Below are 23531 nucleotides of genomic sequence, written 5' to 3'. Positions count from 1 at the left end.
CTGGCCTCTTCGCGAGCAGGCTCGCTCCCACAGGGTTAAATCCGGCAAAACCCACTAATAAAGACAATAGGGGTCGTCATGGATCAACCCAGTGCAAACCCGCAGCGCAGCTACACCCGTGGTTCTCAGGACAAGGCCTTGCTGGCGATGACCATCGGGCAGAAGTTCGATCAGACTGTCGCGCAATATCCCGACGGCGAAGCGCTGGTGGTGCGCCATCAGCAGTTGCGCTACTCATGGCGACAGCTGGCCGATGCGGTGGATCTGCACGCCAAAGCATTGCTCGCTCTGGGTTTGCAGGCTGGCGATCGTCTCGGTATCTGGGCACCCAACTGCGCACAATGGTGCATTACACAATTCGCCACGGCGAAAATCGGCGTGATCCTGGTCAACGTCAACCCGGCCTATCGCAGTTCCGAACTGGAATACGTGCTCAAACAATCCGGCTGCCAATGGCTGGTCTGCGCCGGAGCGTTCAAGTCCTCCAACTATCACGGCATGTTGCAAGGCCTGGTGCCGGAACTGGCCGGACAATCCATCGGCCAATTGCGAAGTGAGCGTTTGCCGCAGTTGCGCGGAGTAATCAGCCTCGATGCACAGCCACCTTCAGGTTTCCTGCCGTGGTCGCAATTGGCCGACATGGCAACCAGTGTCTCCAAAGAACAACTACAAGAACGCAGCGACAGCCTGCACTTCGATCAACCGGTCAACATCCAGTACACCTCCGGCACCACCGGTTTCCCCAAAGGCGCGACCCTCAGCCACTACAACATCCTCAACAACGGTTACATGGTCGGTGAAAGCATCGGCCTGACGCCGCATGATCGTCTGGTGATCCCGGTGCCGCTGTACCACTGCTTCGGCATGGTCATGGGCAACCTCGGCTGCATCACCCACGGCAGCACGATGATTTACCCCAACGATGCTTTTGACCCGTTACTGACCTTGCAAACCGTCGCCGCAGAACAAGCCACCGGCCTCTACGGCGTGCCGACCATGTTCATCGCCATGCTCGATCAGCCGCAACGCGCCGAGTTCGATCTGTCGAGCCTGCGCACCGGGATCATGGCCGGTGCGACGTGCCCGATCGAAGTGATGCGCCGGGTCATCAGCGAGATGCACATGAGCGAAGTGCAGATCGCTTACGGCATGACCGAAACCAGCCCGGTGTCGCTGCAAACCGGTCCGAACGACGAGCTGGAGCTGCGCGTGACAACTGTCGGTCGCACCCAGCCGCAACTGGAAAGCAAGATCATCGATGAAGCCGGCAACCTCGTGTCGCGCGACACCATCGGCGAACTGTGCACCCGTGGTTACAGTGTGATGCTCGGCTACTGGAACAATCCGCAGGCCACTGCCGAAGCCATCGATGAGGCGGGCTGGATGCACACCGGCGACTTGGCGAGCATGAACGAGGAGGGTTACGTCAACATCGCCGGGCGCAACAAGGACATGATCATTCGTGGCGGCGAGAACGTTTATCCGCGTGAGCTGGAAGAGTTTTTCTTCACCCACCCGGCGGTGGCGGACGTGCAGGTGATCGGCATTCCGTGCTCACGTTACGGTGAGGAGATTGTCGCCTGGATCAAATTCCACCCTGGCCACAACGCTTCGGAGCTGGAGCTGCAAACCTGGTGCAAGGAGCGCATCGCGCACTTCAAGACGCCACGGCACTTCAAATTCGTTGAAGAGTTTCCGATGACGGTGACGGGCAAGATTCAGAAATTCAGGATGCGTGAGATCAGTATCGAAGAGCTACGCGAAAAGCACGCCTGACGAATATCAAATGTAGGAGTGAGCCTGCTCGCGATAGCGGTGTGCCAGTCGACGCAACTATTGACTGACACACCGCTATCGCGAGCAGGCTCACTCCTACAGGGGGGGGGAATTGAGGAATCACAGAAAGCACAAAGGGGAGCCGAGGCTCCCCTTTAATTTTGTCGTCGCGTGCTCTTTTTTATTATTGAGGGTCGGTCTGTTGTTGTTTTTGGCAACCGTGGCCCTTTACCGCTGTTTTTGGCGACCCCCATCCGGGGTCAAGAGCAAACGTATTTTTTTGAGCGCTGATCTGCTTTCTCGTTAAACGATCCAACCGATTCGGGAGCTACCTCAAGGTAGTTTTATTGTTCTCTGCCCGGTTGCGGGTCACTCCTGAGAGCACCCTGAAAAGCACACCTTCTCCAAAAAAATCTGTTAGCTGCGTCTCTGCCGTGTTGTTTTTGTTATGTCAGAGTCGGTACGTCTTGTTTTTATTGGTTTGCTGCTTTTTATTCTTGTTATGCCATAGAGACAGCAGAAGCCGTGCCAACTTTTAAAATCCTTTATAAATCAATGGTTTGAAAATTCAAACGTTTTTTTCTTCCGGCGAAACCAGACAATTTGTTTCCGTGTTACTCGCTTAAACCCACATTACAGACACAGCGGTAACACCTTTCCCCTCACTGTGCGCTGCGCGCCTTGGCCACGCGCGAACCGCTGGGGCGGCCGAGCACCGCGCTGATCTGCTGACCCGCAGCAATCAAGGCGTCCAGGTCGATTCCGCTCTCGATGCCGAGGCCGTTGAGCAGGTACACCACATCTTCGGTAGCAACGTTACCGCTCGCGCCTTTGGCGTACGGACAGCCACCGAGGCCCGCAATAGAGCTGTCGAACACCGAGATGCCTTCGAGCAGGCTGGCATAGATATTGGCCATGGCCTGGCCATAGGTGTCGTGGAAATGCCCGGCGAGTTTTTCCCGTGGCACTTGCGCTGAAACCACGTCGAACAGGCGGCGAGTCGCGCCCGCAGTGCCGGTGCCAATGGTGTCGCCCAGCGAAACCTCGTAGCAGCCCATCGCATACAACTCGCGCGCGACCATCGCCACTTGTTCCGGCGCGACCGTGCCTTCGTACGGGCAACCGAGCACGCAGGACACGTAACCGCGCACGGTAACGCCGTGCTGTTTCGCCGCTTCCATGATCGGCGCAAAGCGCGCCAGACTTTCGCTGATCGAACAATTGATGTTGCGCTGCGAGAAGGCTTCGGAGGCAGCGGCGAACACCGCGACTTCCTTGACCCCGGCGGCTATGGCGTCTTCGAAGCCGCGCAGGTTCGGCGCCAGTGCGCCGTAGGTCACGCCGGGCTTGCGCTGGATCTGCGCGAACACCTCGGCGGAACCGGCCATCTGTGGTACCCATTTGGGCGAAACGAAACTGCCGACTTCTATATAGCCGAGACCGGCGGCGCTGAGAGCGTCGACCAGTTGCACCTTGTCGGCGACGCTGATCGGCTGGGCTTCATTCTGCAGGCCATCGCGCGGGCCGACTTCGATCAGGCGTACTTGGGAGGGGAGGGACATGGCGGTTGACCTGCTCTTTTGAATTCGTGGAGAACCCCTGTAGGAGTGAGCCTGCTCGCGATAGCGCAGTGTCAGTCAGCATTTATTTCGACTGACACACCGCTATCGCGAGCAGGCTCACTCCTACAAGGGGATTTGTGTTGTTGGCTAAATGGCCTGCTGGCTCTTGAGCGTCTGCTCCAGCGCCTGCACGCAGCGCTCTTCGGCGGTGTCGAGTTCCAGCTTCATCTGTTCGATATCCAGCAACTGCTGCTCCAGCTGCTCGCGGCGCTCAGTGATTTTCGCCAGCATGCTGTTGAGCTGTTTGGTGTTACCGCTGGACGGGTCATAAAGCTCGATCAGTTCGCGGCATTCGGCCAGCGAGAAACCGATGCGTTTGCCGCGCAGGATCAGCTTCAGGCTGACCTTGTCGCGCGGCGAATAGATGCGTTCCTGGCCTCGGCGCTCAGGACTGAGCAGGCCTTGCTCTTCATAAAAGCGGATCGCCCGGGTGGTGATGTCCAGCTCGCGGGCGAGGTCGGAGATGCTGTAAGTCTGGCTGCTCATGGAAGCGCTCGGAAAAAGGTCTTGGCGCTAAGCTAATGGCAGGTTGACGTTTACGTCAAGCAGGATGATCTATGGTGTTCATGTTGGCCTCATCGCGAGCAGGCTCACTCCTACAATTGGTTGCATTTCTTCAGATGAAACACGGTCAACTGTAGGAGTGAGCCTGCTCGCGATGGCAGCGCCGCGGTAAAAAGCCCTACACCTTATCGAGCTTCTTCTCCTGCGCCGTCACCTGTTGGCACAACTCGATCATCTGCTCGCGCATCCAGCGATTCGCCGGATCCTGATCGGTGCTTTCATGCCAGTACAAATGCGTCTCCACCGGCGGCACATCATTCACCGGCAGATTGAACGCCTGCAACTCATGCCGACGGGCAAAGCGCTCCGGCACGGTCATGACCATGTCGGTCTGCTGCATGACCTGCGACGCCATCAGATAATGCTGCGAGCGCAGGGCAATCTTGCGCTGAATACCCATTTTGCCCAGCGCCAGGTCGACATAACCCAAACCACTGCGGCGACTGGAAATGTGGATATGCGTCAGCGACAAATAATCATCCAGCGAGAGCTTTTCCTTGCCCGCCATCGGATGACCCTTGCGCATCGCACACACGTAACGGTCTTCCATCAGCTTGACGTGACGCACCTGCGGGTCGGTGTTGAGCGGTGCATCCACAGCAAAATCCAGGCGCCCGGCCGCCAGTTCCTTGGTGGTCTCCCGACGTTTTGACAGAAAACTTTCGATAATCACCGTCGGCGCCAGACGCCTCAGACGCTGAAACAGCGGCGGCAGAATCACTGCCTCGGTGAGGTCGGTCATGCTGATGCGGTAGGTCTTCACCGCTTGCGCCGGGTTGAAAATGCGACTTTCCTGAACCGACACGCGCAGCAGCGACAGCGCGTTGCGCACCGGGCCGATGATGTTCTGCGCCATTGGCGTCGGCACCATGCCCTGAGCCGTGCGCACGAACAGCGGGTCGTTGAAGGTCTCGCGCAACCGCGCCAAGGCGTTGGACACCGCCGGCTGAGTAATGCCGACAATCTGCCCGGCGCGGGTCAGGTTGGCTTCGGTGTAGATCGCGTCGAAGACGATGAAAAGGTTGAGGTCGACCTTACTCAGATTCATAACGCGGCTTCTCTTGTTATTTAGGGCGATGTTTTGGGGGCTGGCAATCAGCCGATCATATATCGGTGATGAATGTTTATACACGCCGAGAATAGGCTAGGTAAATTATCAGCGCTGTTCTAGCATCGATTGCATGACTTAAACAACCTCTGCCCAAGAAGGTAATTGATCATGGATTTCGCTTATTCGCCCAAGGTGCAACAACTGCGTGAGCGCGTGACCGCGTTCATGGACACTTACGTTTACCCGGCCGAAGCCGTGTTCGAGCGCCAGGTTGCCGAAGGCGATCGCTGGCAGCCGACGGCGATCATGGAAGAGCTCAAAGCCAAGGCCAAAGCCGAAGGCCTGTGGAATCTGTTCTTGCCGGAGTCGGAGCTCGGTGCCGGCCTGACCAACCTTGAATACGCGCCACTGGCAGAAATCATGGGCCGCTCGCTGCTCGGGCCGGAGCCGTTCAACTGCTCGGCGCCGGACACCGGCAACATGGAAGTGCTGGTGCGTTACGCCAACGAAGAACAGAAACAACGCTGGCTCGAACCGCTGTTGCGCGGCGAAATCCGCTCGGCGTTCGCCATGACCGAACCGGATGTTGCTTCGTCTGACGCCACCAACATGGCCGCCCGCGCCGTGCGTGATGGTGACGAGTGGGTGATCAACGGCAAAAAATGGTGGACCTCCGGCGCTTGCGATCCGCGCTGCAAGATCCTGATCTTCATGGGCCTGAGCAACCCCGATGCGCCACGCCACGCCCAGCACTCGATGATCCTCGTGCCGGTCGATACCCCGGGCGTGAAAATTGTCCGTCCATTGCCGGTATTCGGTTACGACGATGCACCACACGGCCACGCTGAAGTGCTGTTCGACAATGTGCGCGTACCGTATGAAAACGTCTTGCTCGGTGAGGGCCGTGGCTTCGAGATCGCTCAAGGTCGCCTTGGCCCAGGCCGCATTCACCACTGCATGCGCTCGATTGGCATGGCTGAACGGGCACTGGAATTGATGTGCAAACGCGCGGTGAGCCGCACTGCCTTCGGAAAACCGCTGGCGCGTCTGGGCGGCAACGTCGACAAGATCGCCGACTCGCGGATGGAGATCGACATGGCGCGCCTGCTGACGTTGAAAGCGGCGTACATGATGGACACCGCCGGTAACAAAGTGGCGAAGAGCGAAATCGCGCAGATCAAGGTGGTCGCGCCGAATGTCGCGCTGCGAGTGATTGATCGGGCCATCCAGATGCATGGCGGGGCCGGGGTGTCGAACGATTTCCCGCTGGCCTACATGTACGCCATGCAACGCACCCTGCGCTTGGCCGACGGCCCGGACGAGGTGCACCGCGCGGCGATCGGCAAGTTCGAGATCGGCAAGTATGTGCCGAAGGAAATGCTGCGTAGCGAACGCTGATCCGGCACCGCGTTATCGTTCTTCGCGAGCAGGCTCGCTCCCACATGGGATCGCATTCTTCCAATTGGAATGCGGTTAAATGTGGGAGCGAGCCTGCTCGCGAAAGGGCCTGAACATTCAGTACATAACCATCAGGCTCAATACACCCAAACCTCAACCCGCCGATTCTTGATCCTTCCCTCATCCGCATTGTTCGCCGCCACCGGCATCAACGCGCCAAAGCCGCGAACCTCACGCAGCACCACGCCGTTCTTCACCAACTCACGCCGCACCGCCATCGCCCGCAGTTTCGACAGCAAATCCGCGCGTGCCGGGTCATCCTTGGCATCACCAAAGCCGACCAAGGTCACCGCGCGTTCGGTTTTGTCACGCCGCTTTATATAGTCGATCACCCGTGCCAGATCCTGCCGCGCCTTGTTATCCAGACTCGCGCTGCCCTCTTCAAAACGGAAGTTCACTGTCAGCCGCTGGGCGTGACGGCTGAGGGATTGATAACCCTCGGGCATCAACGCGTTCGGCGCGAGGCTAATGGCGTGCACGGTCTGGCTGATAAAACCGTTGGCGGCGACGATCGCCTGACCCTGACGACTTTGAGCAAACGTCACCAACGCCTGCGCCCATGGATTGTTGCTGTCGGGCGGCAGATAGAAGAACAACCGGCGCGACAACGGATAGTCCTCGGTGGCGATCAGGCTGTTCAGCGGCAGCATCGATTGCGACGCGCCATCGGCAATGGCCACCGCTTTGGCCTGACGCACGTAGGGCAAACCGATGAAACCGATACCCTGCGGATCCGCGCTGACGGCGTCAGACAATTGCTCGCTGGACTCAAACCTTTTCGCGTTGCTGCTCAGACTTTTCCCACGACGACTCAGGACCAGTTCCTTAAACGTGTCGTACGTGCCGGACTGATCATCGCGCGCATATAAATGAATCGCACCGCCACGCCCGCCTAGGTCTTCCCAGCTTTTCACTTCGCCGGCAAAGATCCGCGCCAGTTGCTCGGTGTCCAGTTGTTGGAGGGGATTATCGGGATGAAGAATGATCGCCAGGCCATCGATGGCGATGACTTGTTCGGCGGCAGGGCTTTTCAGGTCGCCCAATGATTGCAAGGCTTGCAACTCGCTGTCTTTGATCTCGCGGGAAGACGCGGCCAGATCGGCGCTGGCATTTTTCAACGCGGTGAAACCGGTGCTGGAACCGTGGGCGGCGACTTCAACGACCACGCGTTTGCCTTCGTGAGTCAGGCCGACGACGCGCAATTCGTTGGCGGTGTCCGGGGTTTCGCGGTGGATTTTCAGCAGACCCTGTTCTTGCAACAGGCCTTCGACCAATGCCGGGCCGAGTTCGGCGCCGATGGTGTTGGAGCCTTGAATACGCAGCGCCGGGCCGTTTTCAGGAAGGGGCAGGGCAGCGGCAGAAACCGTCAGCCACGCACTCAAGAGAAAAACGCACAGAACACGCAGGGTCATGCCGGCACCGAATCAAGCCAAGGGGATTGCCGGGGAGATTAAGTCAGGCGCATGACCAAAATATGACAGATCAAAAGATCGCAGCCTGCGACAGCTCCTACAGGGAATGCGTACCAATGTAGGAGCTGCCGCAGGCTGCGATCTTTTGCTTTTAGCTCAATTCAAGCCAGATCGGCGCATGGTCGGACGGTTTTTCCATCCCGCGCAATTCATAGTCGACACCCGCAGCCTTCACCCGCGGCAACAAACCATGCGACGCCAGAATCACATCGATGCGCAGCCCACGCTTCGGTTCATCTTCAAAACCACGGCTGCGGTAGTCGAACCAGCTGAACATGTCGGTCACGTCCGGGTTCAAGTGCCGATAGCTGTCGGTCAGACCCCAGTTCTTCAGGCGTGCCATCCACTCGCGCTCTTCCGGCAGGAAGCTGCATTTACCGGTTTTCAGCCAGCGCTTCATGTTGTCCGGGCCGATGCCGATGTCGCAGTCTTCCGGGGAAATGTTCACATCGCCCATCACCACCACGGGCTGTTCATTGTGGAACTGGCTTTCCAGCAGCGCTTGCAGATCGCTGTAGAAACGCTGCTTGGCGGGGAATTTGGTTGGGTGGTCGCGGCTTTCGCCCTGTGGGAAGTAGCCGTTCATTATCGTCACCGGCACGCCATTGGCGTCGGCGAACGTGCCCCAGATAAAGCGGCGCTGGGCGTCTTCTTCATCGGTGGCGAAACCTTTGTGGATCGCAATCGGTTCCTGACGCGACAGCATCGCCACGCCGTAATGGCCTTTCTGGCCGTGGAAGTACACGTGGTAACCGAGGGCGCGGACTTCTTCGAGCGGGAACTGGTCGTCGTGGACTTTGGTTTCCTGCAGGCCGATGACGTCCGGCTGGTGTTTTTCGATCAGCGCTGCCAGCTGATGCGGACGGGCGCGCAGTCCGTTGATGTTGAAGGAAACGATCTTCATGGTCGGCAGTCCTGGCAAAAGGGCGATGCTAGCTGACATGTGGGATGGGGGCCAGTGTGGGGTAGGGGAAATCGTCTTTGCCTGCCAGATAGATGTTGTCTGAACCGGCGTCATCGCGAGCAGGCTCACTCCTACATTTGAAATGCGTACCCCTGTAGGAGTGAGCCTGCTCGCGATTGACGGCCGCCCAGTCGATGAAGATCCCGACTTGGTCTATACCTGTGGGGAACCACGCCACCCGCAAAAGGTTCGTACCACCAAGAGCGCCGCCATCTGAACGCGCCCCGGGGAGAATCACCGTCATGCCTGAAACCCAGACCGCCATCGCCGACATTCATATGCTCGACCGCGGTTATTCCCGCGAAGCCCGATCGCTGCTTTATCAGGCCTATCGCCACGAGCCGACCTTCGGCTATCTGTTCGAAGCCGAGCGCCCAGGCTACGAACAGCGCGTGCGGGCGACGGTGCGTGAACTGGTCAAACAGCATTTTCTCCAAGACTTGCCCGCGATCGGCCTGCTGGTCAACGACCGCCTGATCGGCATCGCCCTGATCGCGCCGCCGCAGCGCCGTTTGGGCATCACCGAAAGTTGGGCATGGCGTCTGCGCATGGTGCTCAGCACCGGCTTCCGCTGCACCCGCCGCTATCTCGAATACCACGATGCGGTTTCCGCCTGCGTGCCTACCGATTCGGTGCACATGCTGCCATTGCTGGGGATTCACCCTCAGTTCCAGGGCAAACACTTCGGCGAACAATTGCTCACAGCCATACACAACTGGTGCGCGGTGGACGAAACCTCGCAAGGCGTGGTGCTCGACACCGGAAACCCGCGCTATCTGGAATTCTATAAAAGGCAGGGTTACGAAGAGATCGGCGAAGTTGCCGTCGGCCCGGTGCGTGAACACGTATTTTTCCACGCCAATCCGCAGGTGTTACAAACTGCAACAGCATGACAATCGAACTTCTTGGGAAATTTCCTGTTCTATCACGCTCCCAAGCCCGTGATAGCATCCGCGCCTATGAAGTTTCCAGGAAGATTTACCAGTGGCGTGCTCGTGCTGTTAACCAGCTGCGCGGCGCTGGCGCAAAGTGAATTGGATGTGCGGATCAAACCGTCCAACGATGAACTCAAGGCCAATATAGAAGGCTATATCGGCAGTCTCGGCGACCGTGACGAAGAAGCCTTGCAGCGCTTCAGTCGCGGTGCCGAAGAGCAGGCGCGCAAGGCGGCTCAGGCGTTGGGCTACTACCAGCCACAGATCGAAAGTGACGTCAAGGGCGGCAACAAACCGCGTCTGGTGTTGAACATCGATCCCGGCGAGCCAATTCGCCTGCGCAACGTCACCATCCGTGTCGACGGCCCGGCTGCCTCCCTCAAATCCTTTCGTGTACCGAAAAGCGACGTGCTCAAGTCTGGCGCGGTGCTCAACCATGGCCGTTACGAAGACGCCAAAAGACTTATTCAGAATCAAGCCTCGCGCTTCGGTTTCTTCAGTGGCCATTTCACCAGCCAAAAACTCATGGTCGATCCGCGCGCGGGTGTCGCCGATGTTGAACTGATCTACGCAAGCGGCCCGCGTTATGCGCTGGGCAAAGTCAAATTCGAAGGCGACACGCCGTTCGACGAAGACCTGCTGCAACGCATGGTGCCGTTCAAGGAAGGCGAGCCGTACGATTCCGAGCTGATCGCCGAGCTGAATCGCGATCTGCAATCGAGCGGCTATTTCGAAGGCGTGCGCGTCGATGCCGCACCGACCACGGCGAAGAACGACGTGATCCCGGTAGAGGTCAAACTCGACACGCGCAAACCACGGACCATGGGCCTGGGCCTCGGTTACTCGACCGACGTCGGCCCGCGCATCAAAGCCAACTGGACACGCCATTGGGTCAACCCGCAAGGCGACAGCTATGGCTGGGAAGCCGAACTTTCGGCGCCCCGGCAAAACGTCGGGCTGTTCTACGACATCCCGCTCGACCCGCCACTGACCGACAAACTGCGTTGGGCCGGCGGTTATCAGTTCGAAGACATCGACGGCTCCGACACGCTGAGCAAACTGCTGACCTTCGGCCCGGAATGGCACAGCAAATTGCCGAGCGGCTGGCAGCGAGTGATCTCGCTGAAATGGCAGCGCGAAGAATATGAACTGGGCGACGACTCGGGCCTGAGTACATTGCTGATGCCGGGCATCAGTTATTCCTACCTGAAAAGCGACAATCGCATCGACCCGCACAACGGCTATCGCCTGAGCTTCGAAAGCAAAGTGGCCAAGGAAGGCCTCGGCTCGGACAACAACCTTTTATATGGCACCGCGCTGGTCAAAGGCTTGACCACCGTATTCGATAAGCATCGACTCCTCGGTCGCGTGCAGGTCGGCGGTAGCGCCACTAATGGTTACAACTCGATTCCGCCGTCGCTGCGTTTCTTCGCCGGTGGCGATCAGAGCGTGCGCGGTTACGACTACCAGAGCCTGTCGCCGAAAAACTCCGACGGTGACCGTATCGGCGGCCGCTACATGGTCGCCGGCAGCGTCGAGTACCAATACTCGGTCGCCGAGAAATGGCGCGTGGCGACCTTCGTCGATCAGGGCAACTCTTTCAACAAACTCGAACTGCCGAACCTCAAGACCGGGGTCGGTATTGGTGTGCGCTGGGTCTCGCCGGTGGGGCCGATCCGCCTCGACCTGGCCCACGCACTCGACGACGATGGCGGCATCCGGCTGCACTTTTCCATGGGGCCTGAGCTGTGAAGCGTGGTTTGAAAATTACGGCGCTGGCGTTGTTGGCGCTGGTGTTGTTGATTGTATTGAGTGTCACTGCTGTACTCGGCACGGGGGCCGGCAGCCGCTGGGTGTTGGGCCTCGTGCCGGGGCTGACGGTGGAAAATTTCCAGGGGCGCCTCGGCGGGCAGTGGAGCGCCGATCACCTGTTGTGGCAGCAGGACAGCAGTCGCGTCGAGCTGAACAAAGCGATCTTCGCCTGGTCACCGCTGTGCCTGACGCGCATGACTTTGTGCATCGAACAGCTCAAGGCTGATCAGGTCATCCTGCAATTTCCACCGAGCGAAGAAACCACCGAAAGCGGCCCGATCAAACTGCCGGATCTGCAATTGCCGGTGGCCATCGAACTGGGCGACGTACAGGTCGGTAGCCTGTTGTTCAACGGCAGCGAACAGCTCAAGGGCTTGCAACTGGCGGCGCACTGGACCGCCCAGGGCATGCAGATCGACAGCGTGAAATTACAGCGCGACGAGCTCAGCCTGAACCTGTCCGGCACGCTCACGCCGACCGGCAACTGGCCGCTGAACATCGCCGGCGACCTGACGTTGCCATCGCCGGGTACTGGGCCGTGGACACTGGCGTTGAAGATCGACGGCGACCTGTTGAAAACCCTCAACCTGCATGCCGACAGCCGGGGTTACCTCGACGGCCAGTTGAGTGGTGAATTGCAACCGCTGGCGGAAAACCTGCCGGCCAAAGTGCGCATCACTAGCGACGCGTTCAAGCCGAGCGCCGACCTGCCGGACACCCTGCAACTCAATCAACTGCTGCTGACCGGAGAAGGCGACCTGAAAAACGGTTACCAGCTCAGCGGCAATGCCACGCTGCCCGCCGACAAAGGCCCGGTGGCGCTGTTGCTCAAAGGCAAAGTCGACGCCAGCGGCGCGCAGATCGCCGGCCTCGACCTGACGGCCAACGATAAACAAAGCCTCAAACTCACCGGCAACGTTGACTGGAGCAAAGGCCTCAGCGCGCAAGCCAATATCAACTGGCAGGATTTTCCGTGGCATCGGCTCTATAGCGAAATCGATGAGCCACAAGTCGCTTTGCGTACCTTCACCGGCGAAGTTTCCTATACCGACGGGCAATACCTCGGCAATTTCGACGCCGCACTGGATGGCCCGGCGGGTGCGTTTACCCTGAGCAGTCCGTTCAGTGGCAGCCTGAAACAGATCGCTTTGCCGCAATTGAAAATGCAAGCCGGGCAGGGCAAGGCTGAAGGGCACGTCAACGTACAGTTCGCCGACGGCATCGCCTGGGACACGGCGCTGGAGCTGTCGGCGCTCAACCCGGCGTACTGGGTTGCTGAGCTGCCAGGCACCTTGGCCGGGCCGCTGAAAAGCCAGGGTGAAATGAAAAACGAACGCCTGAGCCTCACTGCGGATCTCGACTTGAAAGGCAAGCTGCGCGGGCAGCCGGCGATCCTCCAGGCCAAGGCGGACGGCGCGGGCGAGCAGTGGAATCTGAACGCCCTGCAAATCCGCCTCGGCGACAACAGCATCAACGGCAAGGGCAGCCTGCAACAGAAACTCACCGGGCAGATCGACATCAAGCTGTCGCGTCTGGCCCAGCTCTGGCCGCAACTGCGCGGGCAGGTCAACGGTCAGGTCAATGTGGCCGGTACGCTGCAAGCACCGCAGGGCAAACTCGATCTGCAAGGTTCGCAACTGGCGTTCCAGGACAATCGCCTGCAAAGCCTCAACCTCGATGCGACTCTCGACAGCGCACAGCGGGCGAAAATCGATCTGAAGGGCGCGGGCATTCAGGCCGGCGACACCGCGTTGGGCACGCTGACTGCCAGCGCCCAAGGTGATATCAAAAAGCAGAAACTCGACCTCGACCTGATCGGGCCGAAGCTGAAACTGGCCCTCGGTCTGGATGGCAATCTGGACAAGGGCAACTGGCGCGGACGCCTGGCCAGTGGCGACATTCAGGCCGGTGGCCAGGATTGGAAACTGCAAAATCCGGCCAAACTCGAACGTCTCGCCGACGGCAAAATCAACTTCGGCGCGCATTGCTGGATGACCGGCAATGCCAGTCTCTGTGGTGAAGATCAACGGCTGATGCCGGAGCCGAAACTGCGCTACCACCTCAAGCAATTCCCGATTGAAAGTCTCGCGCAGTGGATGCCAAAAGATTTCGCCTGGAAGGGTAAGCTCAACGCCGATCTGCAACTGGACCTGCCGGCCAGCGGCCCGAATGGCGTGGTCAGTATTGACGCCAGCGGCGGCACCCTGCGCATGAAGGAAAAGGATCAGTGGCTGGATTTCCCGTACCAGACCCTCAGGCTCACCAGCAAGCTCACGCCCAAGCGCGTCGACACCGAACTGAATTTCGTCGGCGGCAAACTCGGCGAATTGATGGTGCAGGCGCAGCTCAACCCGTTGCCGAAAAACAAACCGTTGAGCGGTTCGTTCCGTCTCAGTGGACTTGATCTGTCGGTGGCGCGGCCGTTTGTGCCGATGGTCGAGAAACTCACCGGGCGCCTGAATGGCAGCGGCACGATTTCCGGCGGATTGCTGGCGCCGCTGGTCAACGGCACCGTGCAACTCAGCGACGGCGAAGTGTCCGGCGCCGAGTTGCCGATGGAGCTGCAGAATCTGCAACTCACCGCCATGATTGCCGGCGAATCGGTGCGTCTCGACGGCGGCTGGAAAAGCGGCAAAAGCGGGCAGGGTAGCCTCAACGGTAACGTCGCCTGGGGCCAGGCGCTGGTGGTCGATCTGGCGTTGAAAGGCACGCAGTTGCCGGTCACCGTCGAGCCTTATGCCAAGCTGGAAGTGGCGCCGGATCTGAAGATTTCCATGGCCGGCGACGAGCTGAAAATCGCCGGCAAAGTGCAGGTGCCCAAAGGCGAAATCACCGTGCGTGAATTGCCGCCATCAACGGTGAAAGTCTCCGATGACACGATCATCGTCGGTGCGCAGACCGAAGAGGGCAAACCGCCGATGGCGATGAAAATGGACATCGACGTGGTGGTCGGCGAAGACAAACTGGCCTTCGCCGGTTTCGGTCTGACCGCCAACGTGCAAGGTCATGTGCACATCGGCGACAACATGGACACCCGTGGCGAACTGTGGCTCAACGACGGCCGCTACAGTGCCTACGGCCAGCGCTTGCAAGTGCGCCGCGCGCGTCTGCTGTTCGCCGGCCCTCTCGATCAGCCGTATCTGGACATCGAAGCGATTCGCCAGACCGACGACGTGATCGCCGGTATTCGCCTCAGCGGTAGCGCCGAGCAGCCGACCACGCAGATCTTCTCCGAGCCGGCGATGAGTCAGGAGCAGGCGCTTTCCTATCTGGTCCTCGGTCGACCGCTGAGCACCAACGGCGAAGACAACAACATGCTCGCGCAAGCGGCGTTGGGCCTGGGCTTGATGGGCAGTTCCGGAGTCACCAGCGGACTGGCCAAGGATCTGGGGATTCAGGACTTTCAGCTCGATACGGCGGGCAGCGGCGATGCCACCAGCGTGGTGGCCAGCGGCAATATTACCGAGAAGCTCAGTTTGCGTTACGGCGTGGGCGTGTTCGAACCGGCCAGCACCATCGCGCTGCGCTATAAGCTGAGCAAGAAGGTTTACGTCGAGGCGGCGAGTGGTGTGGCCAGTTCGCTGGATATTTTCTACAAGCGCGATTTCTGACGCGCGTTTCCCCCTGCCGGGTCGCGTCGCTGCGATCCGGCTTTTGCAGAATGAATTAGACTCAGCGCTACTTGAATGCTGCGCGGTTGGCGGCTGCCCGAAAACAACAGAGACGCCTATGGTCCGCTTGAGTATGGTCTTGCTCGGTCATGACTTTGTCCGCAAGCGTTGGTCTGCGCTGGCGCTGACGGGCATCGTCTGGGGCGCGGCCGGAGTGGGCATCTTCATTGATGCGCTGGACGGCGTTCTGTATTTCCCGCTGCATCTCTTTGGTTATCTGTTGTTGCTCGAAGCGCTGATCCTGCTGCTGGTGCCGGCACCGCAAGCCGGGACCGCTGCGGCCCTGCGCAGAGCGCGCGGACTGGCGTTTCTCTTGCTGGGGCTGCTGATCGTCGACCGGCAACACGCCGCCGGGCTGATTCTGGCGGTGCTGTTTGGCGGGGCTTTTCTGCTCGATGGCGGCTTTCGGCTGGCGGCGGCACTGGTGGTGCGTTTTGTGGGTTGGCGAGTGTCGCTGCTGGCGGGGTTGTTCGAAATCGGCTTTGGCGTGTTTATCCTCGAGCCGTATCCGACGCTGTACAAGGGCACGGTGCCGTTCTGCATCGGCATGAGCCTGTTTCTCTCCGGTTGCGCCTTGTTGCGCCAAGCCGTGCGCTTCAAAAACCAGCCGCCGCTGACAAGCCCTTTGTCGGTCAGTGCGCCGGGCAGCAGCGATGCGTTGGTGATTCACGTCTGGACTCCCAGCGGCACCGTCGATGACACCTTGGTGCGCAATCGCCTGATGAATCGCTACATCGCGGCGGTCGACATCAACGGCGTGATCTCCGCCGGCCATGCGGCGCTGGAATGTGGCCCGGACATTTACATCAGTCATTACCCGTTGGACGACATCGATCGTTCGGCAGGGGATTTCGTGCGCTTGCTGCGGGCGACGCCGAACAACGATGTTGCCGGCAGGTTTTTGCCGGATTATGCCGGCGAGGTGGCCGACTGGTGTCCGTCTTCGGTGCAGGTCAGTTTTGCCCATTACGACGCCCGACGCCTGCATGCGTTCTGGACGGAGTATCGGCAGAACAGCACGTACAACCTGACCAGCCGCAATTGTTCCAGCGCCGTCGCGCATAGCCTCGAAGCGGCCTTGGAAGGGGCGATGAACCGGGGGCATTCGAGCATGCTGGATTTCGCCCGAGTCATCTTCAGCCCCGAGTTCTGGGTTGCCGCGCAAGTGCGCAAACGGGCAGAGGCGATGGCCTGGACGCCCGGGCTGGTGCTTGATTATGCGCGAGCGTTGCATGCTGCGATCGAGCCGGCACCGCCGGGCTGGCACAGCATTTATGCGGTGAGCAAGCGGGCCTTTGGGTATGTGGCCACTGCGTTGCGGGGGCGTGCGGTGCATCCGGTGCAGCCGCCACCTGTGCAGCCTTCCGACGATTCCTGACCGGCTTCACACCGAGTCACCCCAATCGCGAGCAGGCTCACTCCTACATTTGAAATGCGTTCCCTTGTAGGAGTGAGCCAGCTCGCGATGGCGTCCGCCTGTGCAACACAAAAACCCAGCCCATTGGTCAACTAATTGCAAAGCAACCTAACTATTGCGTTGACATTCGCTGCCTAGGCAGTAACATCTCGACATACATTCACTGCCTAGGCAGTTATTAGGTGAGCAAATGAAGCATTTCACCCCGGACGAATTCAAACACTGCCATCTCGGCCTGTTGCTTGGCCGTGCCGCGCTGCTCAAGGACCGGATCATCGACACGCACATGGAACCCCACGGCATCACCGCCGCGCAGTTCAAAGTGTTGATCATCATGGCCCAGTTCGGCGTCGATACCCCGGCCGAGCTGTGCCGGCATCTGTCGCTGGACAGCGGTTCGATGACGCGCATGCTCGATCGTCTGGAGCAGAAAGGCTTTCTGGCTCGCCAGCGCAGCGAAGGCGATCGCCGTCAGGTGCAGCTCAAGCTGACCGAACAAGGCCAGCAACTGGCCGATCGCCTGCCGCACATCGGCGCCGATGCGATGAATGAACTGGCCGGCGCCGTCACCCCGGACGAGTTGAAAACCCTGGAATACATCCTCAAGAAAATCCTGCTGGCAGCCGGTGACCCGATCACCATCCAGCGCTTAGGTGAACACAATGAGCGGTAAAACCTTGCGCAGCAGCCTGACGCTGGTGCTGTCGGCGATGATCCTCGCCGGTTGCGCCAACTACAGCGGCCTCGACACGTCGGGCGCGAGCCTCGATGCGAAAAACCTGAAAGTCGGCCAATCCCTCAACGGCGTGACCCTGTCGTCGGCCGCGTGGCCGAAGAGCGACTGGTGGACCAGCCTCGGCGACCCGCAACTCGACGGTTTGATCCGCGAAGCCCTGCACGACAGCCCGGACATGCAAATCGCCGAAGCTCGCGCCCATCAGGCCAGCGCCGCCGCGTATGCCGCCGATGCCGCACGTTATCCGACCCTCGACGCCAGCGCCGGCATCAGCCGTTCGCGTCTGGCCAAGGATCAAGATCCGTTGGGGCAGGGCGATGCCTACGCCACCGTGCGTAACGTCAGCGCCGGTTTCAATTACAACTTTGACCTGTGGGGCGGCCAGCGCGATGCCTGGGAAGCTGCACTCGGTCAGGCCCGCGCCGCTGAAGTCGATCGTCAGGCCGCGCAGTTGACGCTGGCCGCCGATGTTGCGCGTGCCTACAGCGATCTCGGTCAGGCACACATCGTTTATGACCTGGCCAACGACGACCTCAAGCGCACCAAGCAGATGCTCGACCTGAGCCAGCGTCGCCTGAGCTCCGGGATCGACAGCCAGTACCAGTTCCAGCAAACGCAAAGCCTGGAAGCCAGTTCCGAAGCCAGCCTGATCGACGCGGAAAAACGCCTGAACAGCGCCAAAATCGCCTTGGCCGTGTTGCTCGGCAAAGGCCCGGATCGCGGCAACGAAATCGCCCGACCAAAAGTGCTGCAAGCCAGCGCGGTCGCCGTGCCTTCAGTGCTGCCGGCAGAACTGCTCGGTCGTCGCCCGGATCTGGTCGCCGCGCGCTGGCGTGTCGAGGCGGCGAGCAAGGACATCGACTCGGCGAAAACCCGCTTCTATCCCAACTTGAACCTCACGGCCTCGGCCGGTGCCGAGTCCTTGTTGGGTGACGCGATGTTCGGCTCGGCCAGTCGCTTCTTCAACATTGCTCCGACCATCTCGGTGCCGATCTTCGACGGCGGACGCCTGCGCGCCAACCTCGATGCACGCGACGCCGATTACGATCTGGCGGTGGCGCAGTACAACAAAAGTCTGGTGAAAGCACTGGGCGATGTCAGCGACACGATCAACCAGTTGCGTGACATCGGCCGGCAAATCGGTGCGCAGCAACACGCCACCGAGATTGCTCAGGACTCTTACAACACCGTTGTCCAGCGTTACGGTTCCGGCATCGGCAACTACCTGGACGTGCTCAGCATCGAGCAGCAATTGCTCCAGGCCCAGCGTCAGTTGGCCAACCTCAATGCCGAGCAGATCGACCTGTCGATTCAACTGATGCAAGCGCTGGGCGGCGGCTTCCAGGGAGACACCCTGACCGCAGCCAACGCCAGCCCAGCCACGCCGCACAACTAATTCAAGGTAATTGTCATGGCCACTGCCGAAAACACCCAAGCTCAAGGCAACACCCCGGACACCGGCAACCCGCGCAAACGCAAAGTGATGCTGCTGGTGCTGGCCGTTGTCGTCCTGCTCGCCGGCGCCGGCGTCTGGGCGTATCACGAGTTCATCGGGCGCTTTAACGAAAGCACCGACGACGCCTACGTCAACGGTAACGTCGTGGAAATCACCCCGCTGGTCACCGGCACTGTGGTCAGCATCGGTGCTGACGATGGTGATCTGGTTCACGAAGGTCAGGTGCTGATCAACTTCGACCCGAACGACGCCGAAGTCGGCCTGCAAAGTGCTCAAGCGAAACTGGCGCGCACCGTGCGTCAGGTGCGCGGCTTGTACAGCAATGTTGATGGCATGAAAGCCCAGGTCAACGCGCAACAGGCCGAAGTGCAGAAAGCCCAGGACAACTATAACCGCCGGAAAAACCTGGCGCAGGGCGGGGCGATTTCCCAGGAAGAACTGTCCCACGCTCGCGACGACCTGACCTCGGCGCAAAACGCCCTGGCCAACGCCAAACAGCAGCTGAAAACCACCAGCGCGCTGGTCGATGACACCGTGGTGTCGTCGCACCCGGACGTGATGTCGGCCGCTGCCGATCTGCGTCAGGCCTACCTGACCAATGCCCGCAGCACGTTGATTGCGCCGGTCACCGGTTATGTCGCCAAGCGCACCGTGCAACTTGGTCAGCGTGTGCAGCCGGGCACGGCGTTGATGGCGGTGATTCCGCTGGATCAGCTGTGGATCGACGCCAACTTCAAGGAAACCCAATTGCGTGACATGCGCATCGGTCAGCCGGTCGATATCGAATCCGATATCTACGGCAGCGACGTGAAATACAGCGGCACCGTCGACAGCCTCGGCGCCGGTACGGGTAGCGCGTTTGCCTTGCTGCCAGCGCAGAACGCCACTGGTAACTGGATCAAGATCGTTCAGCGTGTGCCGGTGCGCATTCACATCAACGCCGAAGAACTGGCCAAGCACCCGCTGCGCGTCGGCCTGTCGACCAACGTTGAAGTGAACCTGCACGACCAGAGCGGCCCGGTGCTGGCGCAGCAGCCGCCGCAAAAAGCGTCGTTCAGCACCAACGTCTACGACCGCCAACTGGCTGAAGCCGACGCGATGATTGCGCAGCTGATCCACGACAACAGCGCCGCGGTGAGCAAAACCGCACAACGCTGATCCCGACGCGGACCCTGTGGGAGCGAGCCTGCTCGCGAATGCTGACTGACATTCAACTTAGAAGTTGTCTGACACACCGCTTTCGCGAGCAGGCTCGCTCCCACAAAGGGCATGGCGCCAATCAGGTTTCATAGGATTCACAATGAGCAATAACGCCTCTTTCACGCCGCCCAGCCTGTTGCTCAGCACCATCGGCCTGTCGCTGGCGACGTTCATGCAAGTGCTCGACACCACCATCGCCAACGTGGCACTGCCGACGATTTCCGGCAACCTGGGGGTGAGTTCGGAGCAGGGCACCTGGGTGATCACCTCGTTCGCCGTGAGCAACGCGATTGCGCTGCCGCTGACCGGTTGGCTCAGCCGCCGTTTCGGCGAGGTGAAGCTGTTTTTGTGGGCCACGATTCTGTTCGTGCTGGCCTCGTTTCTCTGTGGTATCTCCACATCGATGCCGGAACTGATCGGCTTCCGCGTGCTGCAAGGTCTGGTCGCCGGGCCGCTGTACCCGATGACGCAAACCCTGTTGATCGCGGTTTATCCCCCCGCGAAGCGAGGCATGGCCCTGGCGTTACTGGCGATGGTCACGGTGGTCGCGCCGATTGCAGGTCCCATTCTCGGTGGCTGGATCACTGACAGTTACAGCTGGCCGTGGATCTTCTTCATCAACGTGCCGATCGGCATCTTTGCGGTGATGGTGGTGCGTTCGCAACTGGCAAAACGTCCGGTGGAAACCAGCCGTCAGCCGATGGATTACGTCGGTCTGATCACGCTGATCATCGGCGTCGGCGCGTTGCAGGTGATCCTCGACAAAGGTAATGACCTGGATTGGTTCGAGTCGAACTTCATCATCATCGGCGCGGCGATTTCGGTGATCGCGCTGGCGGTGTTCGTTATCTGGGAAATGACCGACCAACATCCGGTGGTCAACCTGCGCTTGTTTGCGCACCGTAACTTTCGCATCGGCACGCTGGTGTTGGTGCTGGGTTACGCCGGGTTCTTCGGTATCAACCTGATCCTGCCGCAGTGGCTGCAGACGCAAATGGGCTACACCGCGACCTGGGCCGGTCTGGCCGTAGCGCCGATCGGCATTCTGCCAGTGCTGCTGTCGCCGTTTGTCGGCAAGTACGCGAACAAGTTCGACCTGCGGTTACTGGCCGGGCTGGCGTTTCTGGCGATTGGTCTGAGTTGCTTTATGCGGGCCGGATTCACCAATGAAGTCGATTTCCAGCATATCGCGCTGGTGCAGTTGTTCATGGGCATTGGTGTGGCGCTGTTCTTTATGCCGACCCTGAGCATTCTGATGTCGGACCTGCCGCCGAGTCAGATTGCCGATGGTGCCGGTCTGGCGACTTTTCTGCGGACGTTGGGCGGTAGCTTTGCGGCGTCGCTGACCACGTGGATCTGGATTCGCCGGGCGGATCAGCATCATGCATATATGAGTGAGAGCATCAGCACCTTTGAACCGGCGACTCGCGAGACCTTGAATCATTTGGGCGGGGCGAGCCAGTCGGCGTATGCGCAGATGGATCAGATTTTGACGAGCCAGGCGTACATGCTCTCCACCGTGGATTACTTCACGTTGTTGGGCTGGGGGTTTATGGGGTTGATTCTGATTGTGTGGCTGGCGAAGCCGCCGTTTGCTGCCAAGGCGGGGCCTGCGGCTTCAGGACATTAAGGTCAAAAGCCCCTCACCCTAACCCTCTCCCAGAGGGAGAGGGGACTGACCGTGGTGGATGTTCGAGGTACACCGACTTGCAATACCGAGTCGAACTCAGGTTTTGAAAAGCACAGAGATCGGCTCCCTTTGCCCTTCGGCCCGTTGGGGAGAGGGGACTGTCTGACTTCAGTCGAACTCGGTTTTGAAAAGCACAGAGATCGGCTCCCTTTCCCCCTCGCCCCCCTGGGGGAGAGGGCTGGGGTGAGGGGGTAGCGCTCTTCAGCCGTGCGGCAAAGCCAGCGGCGGGGCGAAGTCGAACGGTGCCAATGCGTACCCGCTCTCATCCACCTGCAACGCCCACCCCTGACGATCCCAATCCCCCAGCACAATCCGCTTCGCCGCCTGCTCACCGAGCTGCAACTTGTGAATCGCCGGGCGATGAGTGTGCCCATGAATCAGGGTTTTCACGCCGTATTCCTGCATGATCCGCGGAACTTCCTCGGGCGTGACATCAACGATGTCATTAGCCTTCATCCGCGTCTGCGCCTTGCTCTCGCTGCGCAGTTTGCGAGCGAGTTTATGGCGGCTGCTCAGCGGCAGGTTACGCAGGATAAACAGCGTGATCGGATTGCGCAGATAACGCCGCAGCTTCATATAGCCGACATCGCGGGTGCAGAGGCTGTCGCCGTGCATCAACAGCACCGGCTCGCCATAGAACTGCACGACACTCGGGTCCTTCAACAACGTACAGCCGGCCTGCTTGCAGAAGGCCTTGCCGAGCATGAAGTCGCGATTGCCGTGCATCAGAAAGATCGCCGTGCCGCTGTCGCTCAATTGGCGCAGGGCCTGGCAGATGGAACGCTGGAAGGGCGTCATGGCGTCGTCGCCAATCCACGCCTCAAAGAAGTCGCCGAGGATGTACAACGCACTCGCCGAGCGGGCGCGTCCGGCGAGCAAATCCAGAAACGCCCGGGTAATGTCCGGGCGCTCCTCTTCCAGATGCAAGTCTGAAATCAGCAATATCACGCTTCGATGATCTCGGCTTTCTCGATGATCACGTCGTCTGCTGGTACGTCCTGGTGGCCGGCCTTGGAAGTGGTCGCCACGCCTTCGATCTTGTCGACAACTTCGGTGCCTGCAACGACTTTACCGAACACGGCATAACCCCAGCCTTGAGCGGTCTTGGCGGTGTGGTTGAGGAAGCTGTTGTTGGTGGCGTTGATGAAGAACTGCGCCGATGCCGAATGCGGGTCCATGGTGCGAGCCATGGCCAGGGTGTACTTCTCGTTCTTCAGGCCGTTATCAGCTTCGTTCTGGATGCTGGCGCGCTTGTCTTTCTTTTCCTGCATGCCAGGCTGGAAACCGCCGCCCTGGATCATGAAACCCTTGATCACACGGTGGAAAACCACGTTCTCGTAGTGACCGGCCTTAACATATTCGAGAAAGTTGGCAACGGTGATTGGCGCTTTTTCCGCGTCCAGTTCGATGACGATGTCGCCGAAGTTGGTGGTCAGTTTGACTTGAGTCATGATCGGTGCTCTTTTTCAATGAAGCGTTTTATAAAGAATTCGTGGGTAATGGGACATTTCGGCCCGTTACCGGTTCAGCCCGTGGGCCAAGGTGCGCAGTTTAGCGTGACAGGCGCGAATTTCGAGGCTGTTTTTCAATTCCCGGCGATAAAAAGCACACCTTTATAGGGCCTGCTCTGTCAGCCCCTTGACAGCATCGGCTATGATAGCGGCTTTGTTTTGTCTGGCCCCCTCTGCGGCCGCGCACATGTAAGTC

Annotated in this window: 17 protein-coding genes; 10 read left to right on the top strand and 7 right to left on the bottom strand. The window is 59.7% G+C overall.

What is annotated here, in order from left to right:
* Positions 1-78 precede the first annotated feature (78 nt).
* A complete protein-coding gene (locus U6037_RS18515) occupies positions 79-1776 on the top strand; it encodes an AMP-binding protein (protein WP_322844061.1) in 1698 nt (565 codons plus the stop codon).
* A 662-nt stretch (positions 1777-2438) separates the two neighbouring features.
* Here U6037_RS18515 and U6037_RS18510 read toward each other — a convergent pair.
* From U6037_RS18510 to U6037_RS18500, 3 genes are all read right to left on the bottom strand, one after another.
* Positions 2439-3338, bottom strand: coding sequence for a hydroxymethylglutaryl-CoA lyase (locus U6037_RS18510; protein WP_322844060.1), 900 nt, complete (start codon positions 3336-3338; stop codon positions 2439-2441).
* Positions 3339-3485: 147 nt separating this feature from the next.
* The gene (locus U6037_RS18505) at positions 3486-3884 is read right to left on the bottom strand and encodes a MerR family transcriptional regulator (protein WP_007917234.1); all 399 of its coding nucleotides are present in this window, start codon (positions 3882-3884) and stop codon (positions 3486-3488) included.
* 196 nt (positions 3885-4080) lie between these two features.
* Positions 4081-5010 carry a LysR family transcriptional regulator gene (locus U6037_RS18500; protein ID WP_016986544.1) on the bottom strand — a complete coding sequence of 310 codons (930 nt, stop codon included), beginning with the start codon at positions 5008-5010 and terminating at the stop codon, positions 4081-4083.
* A 171-nt stretch (positions 5011-5181) separates the two neighbouring features.
* On the opposite strand from U6037_RS18500, the gene U6037_RS18495 reads away from it, so the two are divergent.
* Positions 5182-6411 carry an acyl-CoA dehydrogenase gene (locus U6037_RS18495; RefSeq protein ID WP_322844059.1) on the top strand — a complete coding sequence of 410 codons (1230 nt, stop codon included), beginning with the start codon at positions 5182-5184 and terminating at the stop codon, positions 6409-6411.
* A gap of 137 nt (positions 6412-6548) precedes the next feature.
* Here the strand turns inward: U6037_RS18495 and U6037_RS18490 are convergent, their stop codons facing one another.
* On the bottom strand, positions 6549-7883 hold the full coding sequence (locus U6037_RS18490; RefSeq protein WP_322844058.1) for a phosphate ABC transporter substrate-binding/OmpA family protein: 1335 nt from the start codon (positions 7881-7883) through the stop codon (positions 6549-6551).
* Positions 7884-8034: 151 nt separating this feature from the next.
* On the bottom strand, positions 8035-8847 hold the full coding sequence (xthA, locus tag U6037_RS18485; protein ID WP_141129140.1) for an exodeoxyribonuclease III: 813 nt from the start codon (positions 8845-8847) through the stop codon (positions 8035-8037).
* A gap of 302 nt (positions 8848-9149) precedes the next feature.
* Between xthA and U6037_RS18480 the strand changes: the two genes are divergently transcribed.
* The 8 genes from U6037_RS18480 (at position 9150) to U6037_RS18445 (ending at position 21764) form a co-directional block, all read left to right on the top strand.
* Positions 9150-9800, top strand: a complete 651-nt coding sequence (locus U6037_RS18480; RefSeq protein ID WP_322844057.1) for a GNAT family N-acetyltransferase — start codon at positions 9150-9152, stop codon at positions 9798-9800.
* Positions 9801-9866: 66 nt separating this feature from the next.
* Positions 9867-11594 (top strand): autotransporter assembly complex family protein, encoded by a 1728-nt coding sequence (locus U6037_RS18475; protein ID WP_322844056.1) that lies wholly within the window; start codon positions 9867-9869, stop codon positions 11592-11594.
* Complete coding sequence (locus tag U6037_RS18470; RefSeq protein WP_322844055.1) at positions 11591-15265, top strand: translocation/assembly module TamB domain-containing protein; 3675 nt, start codon at positions 11591-11593, stop codon at positions 15263-15265. Before U6037_RS18475 ends, U6037_RS18470 begins: the two co-directional genes overlap by 4 nt.
* Before the next feature lie 118 nt (positions 15266-15383).
* On the top strand, positions 15384-16703 hold the full coding sequence (locus U6037_RS18465) for a hypothetical protein (protein WP_322844054.1): 1320 nt from the start codon (positions 15384-15386) through the stop codon (positions 16701-16703).
* 229 nt (positions 16704-16932) lie between these two features.
* Positions 16933-17415, top strand: coding sequence for a MarR family winged helix-turn-helix transcriptional regulator (locus U6037_RS18460; protein WP_077573642.1), 483 nt, complete (start codon positions 16933-16935; stop codon positions 17413-17415).
* Positions 17405-18874, top strand: coding sequence for an efflux transporter outer membrane subunit (locus U6037_RS18455; RefSeq protein WP_322844053.1), 1470 nt, complete (start codon positions 17405-17407; stop codon positions 18872-18874). Before U6037_RS18460 ends, U6037_RS18455 begins: the two co-directional genes overlap by 11 nt.
* Before the next feature lie 15 nt (positions 18875-18889).
* Positions 18890-20092, top strand: coding sequence for an efflux RND transporter periplasmic adaptor subunit (locus U6037_RS18450; RefSeq protein ID WP_166224058.1), 1203 nt, complete (start codon positions 18890-18892; stop codon positions 20090-20092).
* Positions 20093-20234: 142 nt separating this feature from the next.
* A complete protein-coding gene (locus U6037_RS18445) occupies positions 20235-21764 on the top strand; it encodes a DHA2 family efflux MFS transporter permease subunit (RefSeq protein ID WP_064389289.1) in 1530 nt (509 codons plus the stop codon).
* 261 nt (positions 21765-22025) lie between these two features.
* On the opposite strand, the gene lpxH is transcribed toward U6037_RS18445, so the two are convergent.
* Positions 22026-22772, bottom strand: a complete 747-nt coding sequence (lpxH, locus tag U6037_RS18440) for a UDP-2,3-diacylglucosamine diphosphatase (protein ID WP_322844052.1) — start codon at positions 22770-22772, stop codon at positions 22026-22028.
* Positions 22769-23275, bottom strand: a complete 507-nt coding sequence (locus U6037_RS18435) for a peptidylprolyl isomerase (protein ID WP_141129133.1) — start codon at positions 23273-23275, stop codon at positions 22769-22771. Before U6037_RS18435 ends, lpxH begins: the two co-directional genes overlap by 4 nt.
* Positions 23276-23531: the final 256 nt, after the last annotated feature.

Origin of the sequence: Pseudomonas sp. B33.4, from assembly GCF_034555375.1 — a bacterium.
GTDB lineage: Bacteria > Pseudomonadota > Gammaproteobacteria > Pseudomonadales > Pseudomonadaceae > Aquipseudomonas.
Note: the sequence above shows the minus strand (reverse complement) of the source record. Positions and strands in the feature narration are given on the sequence as shown.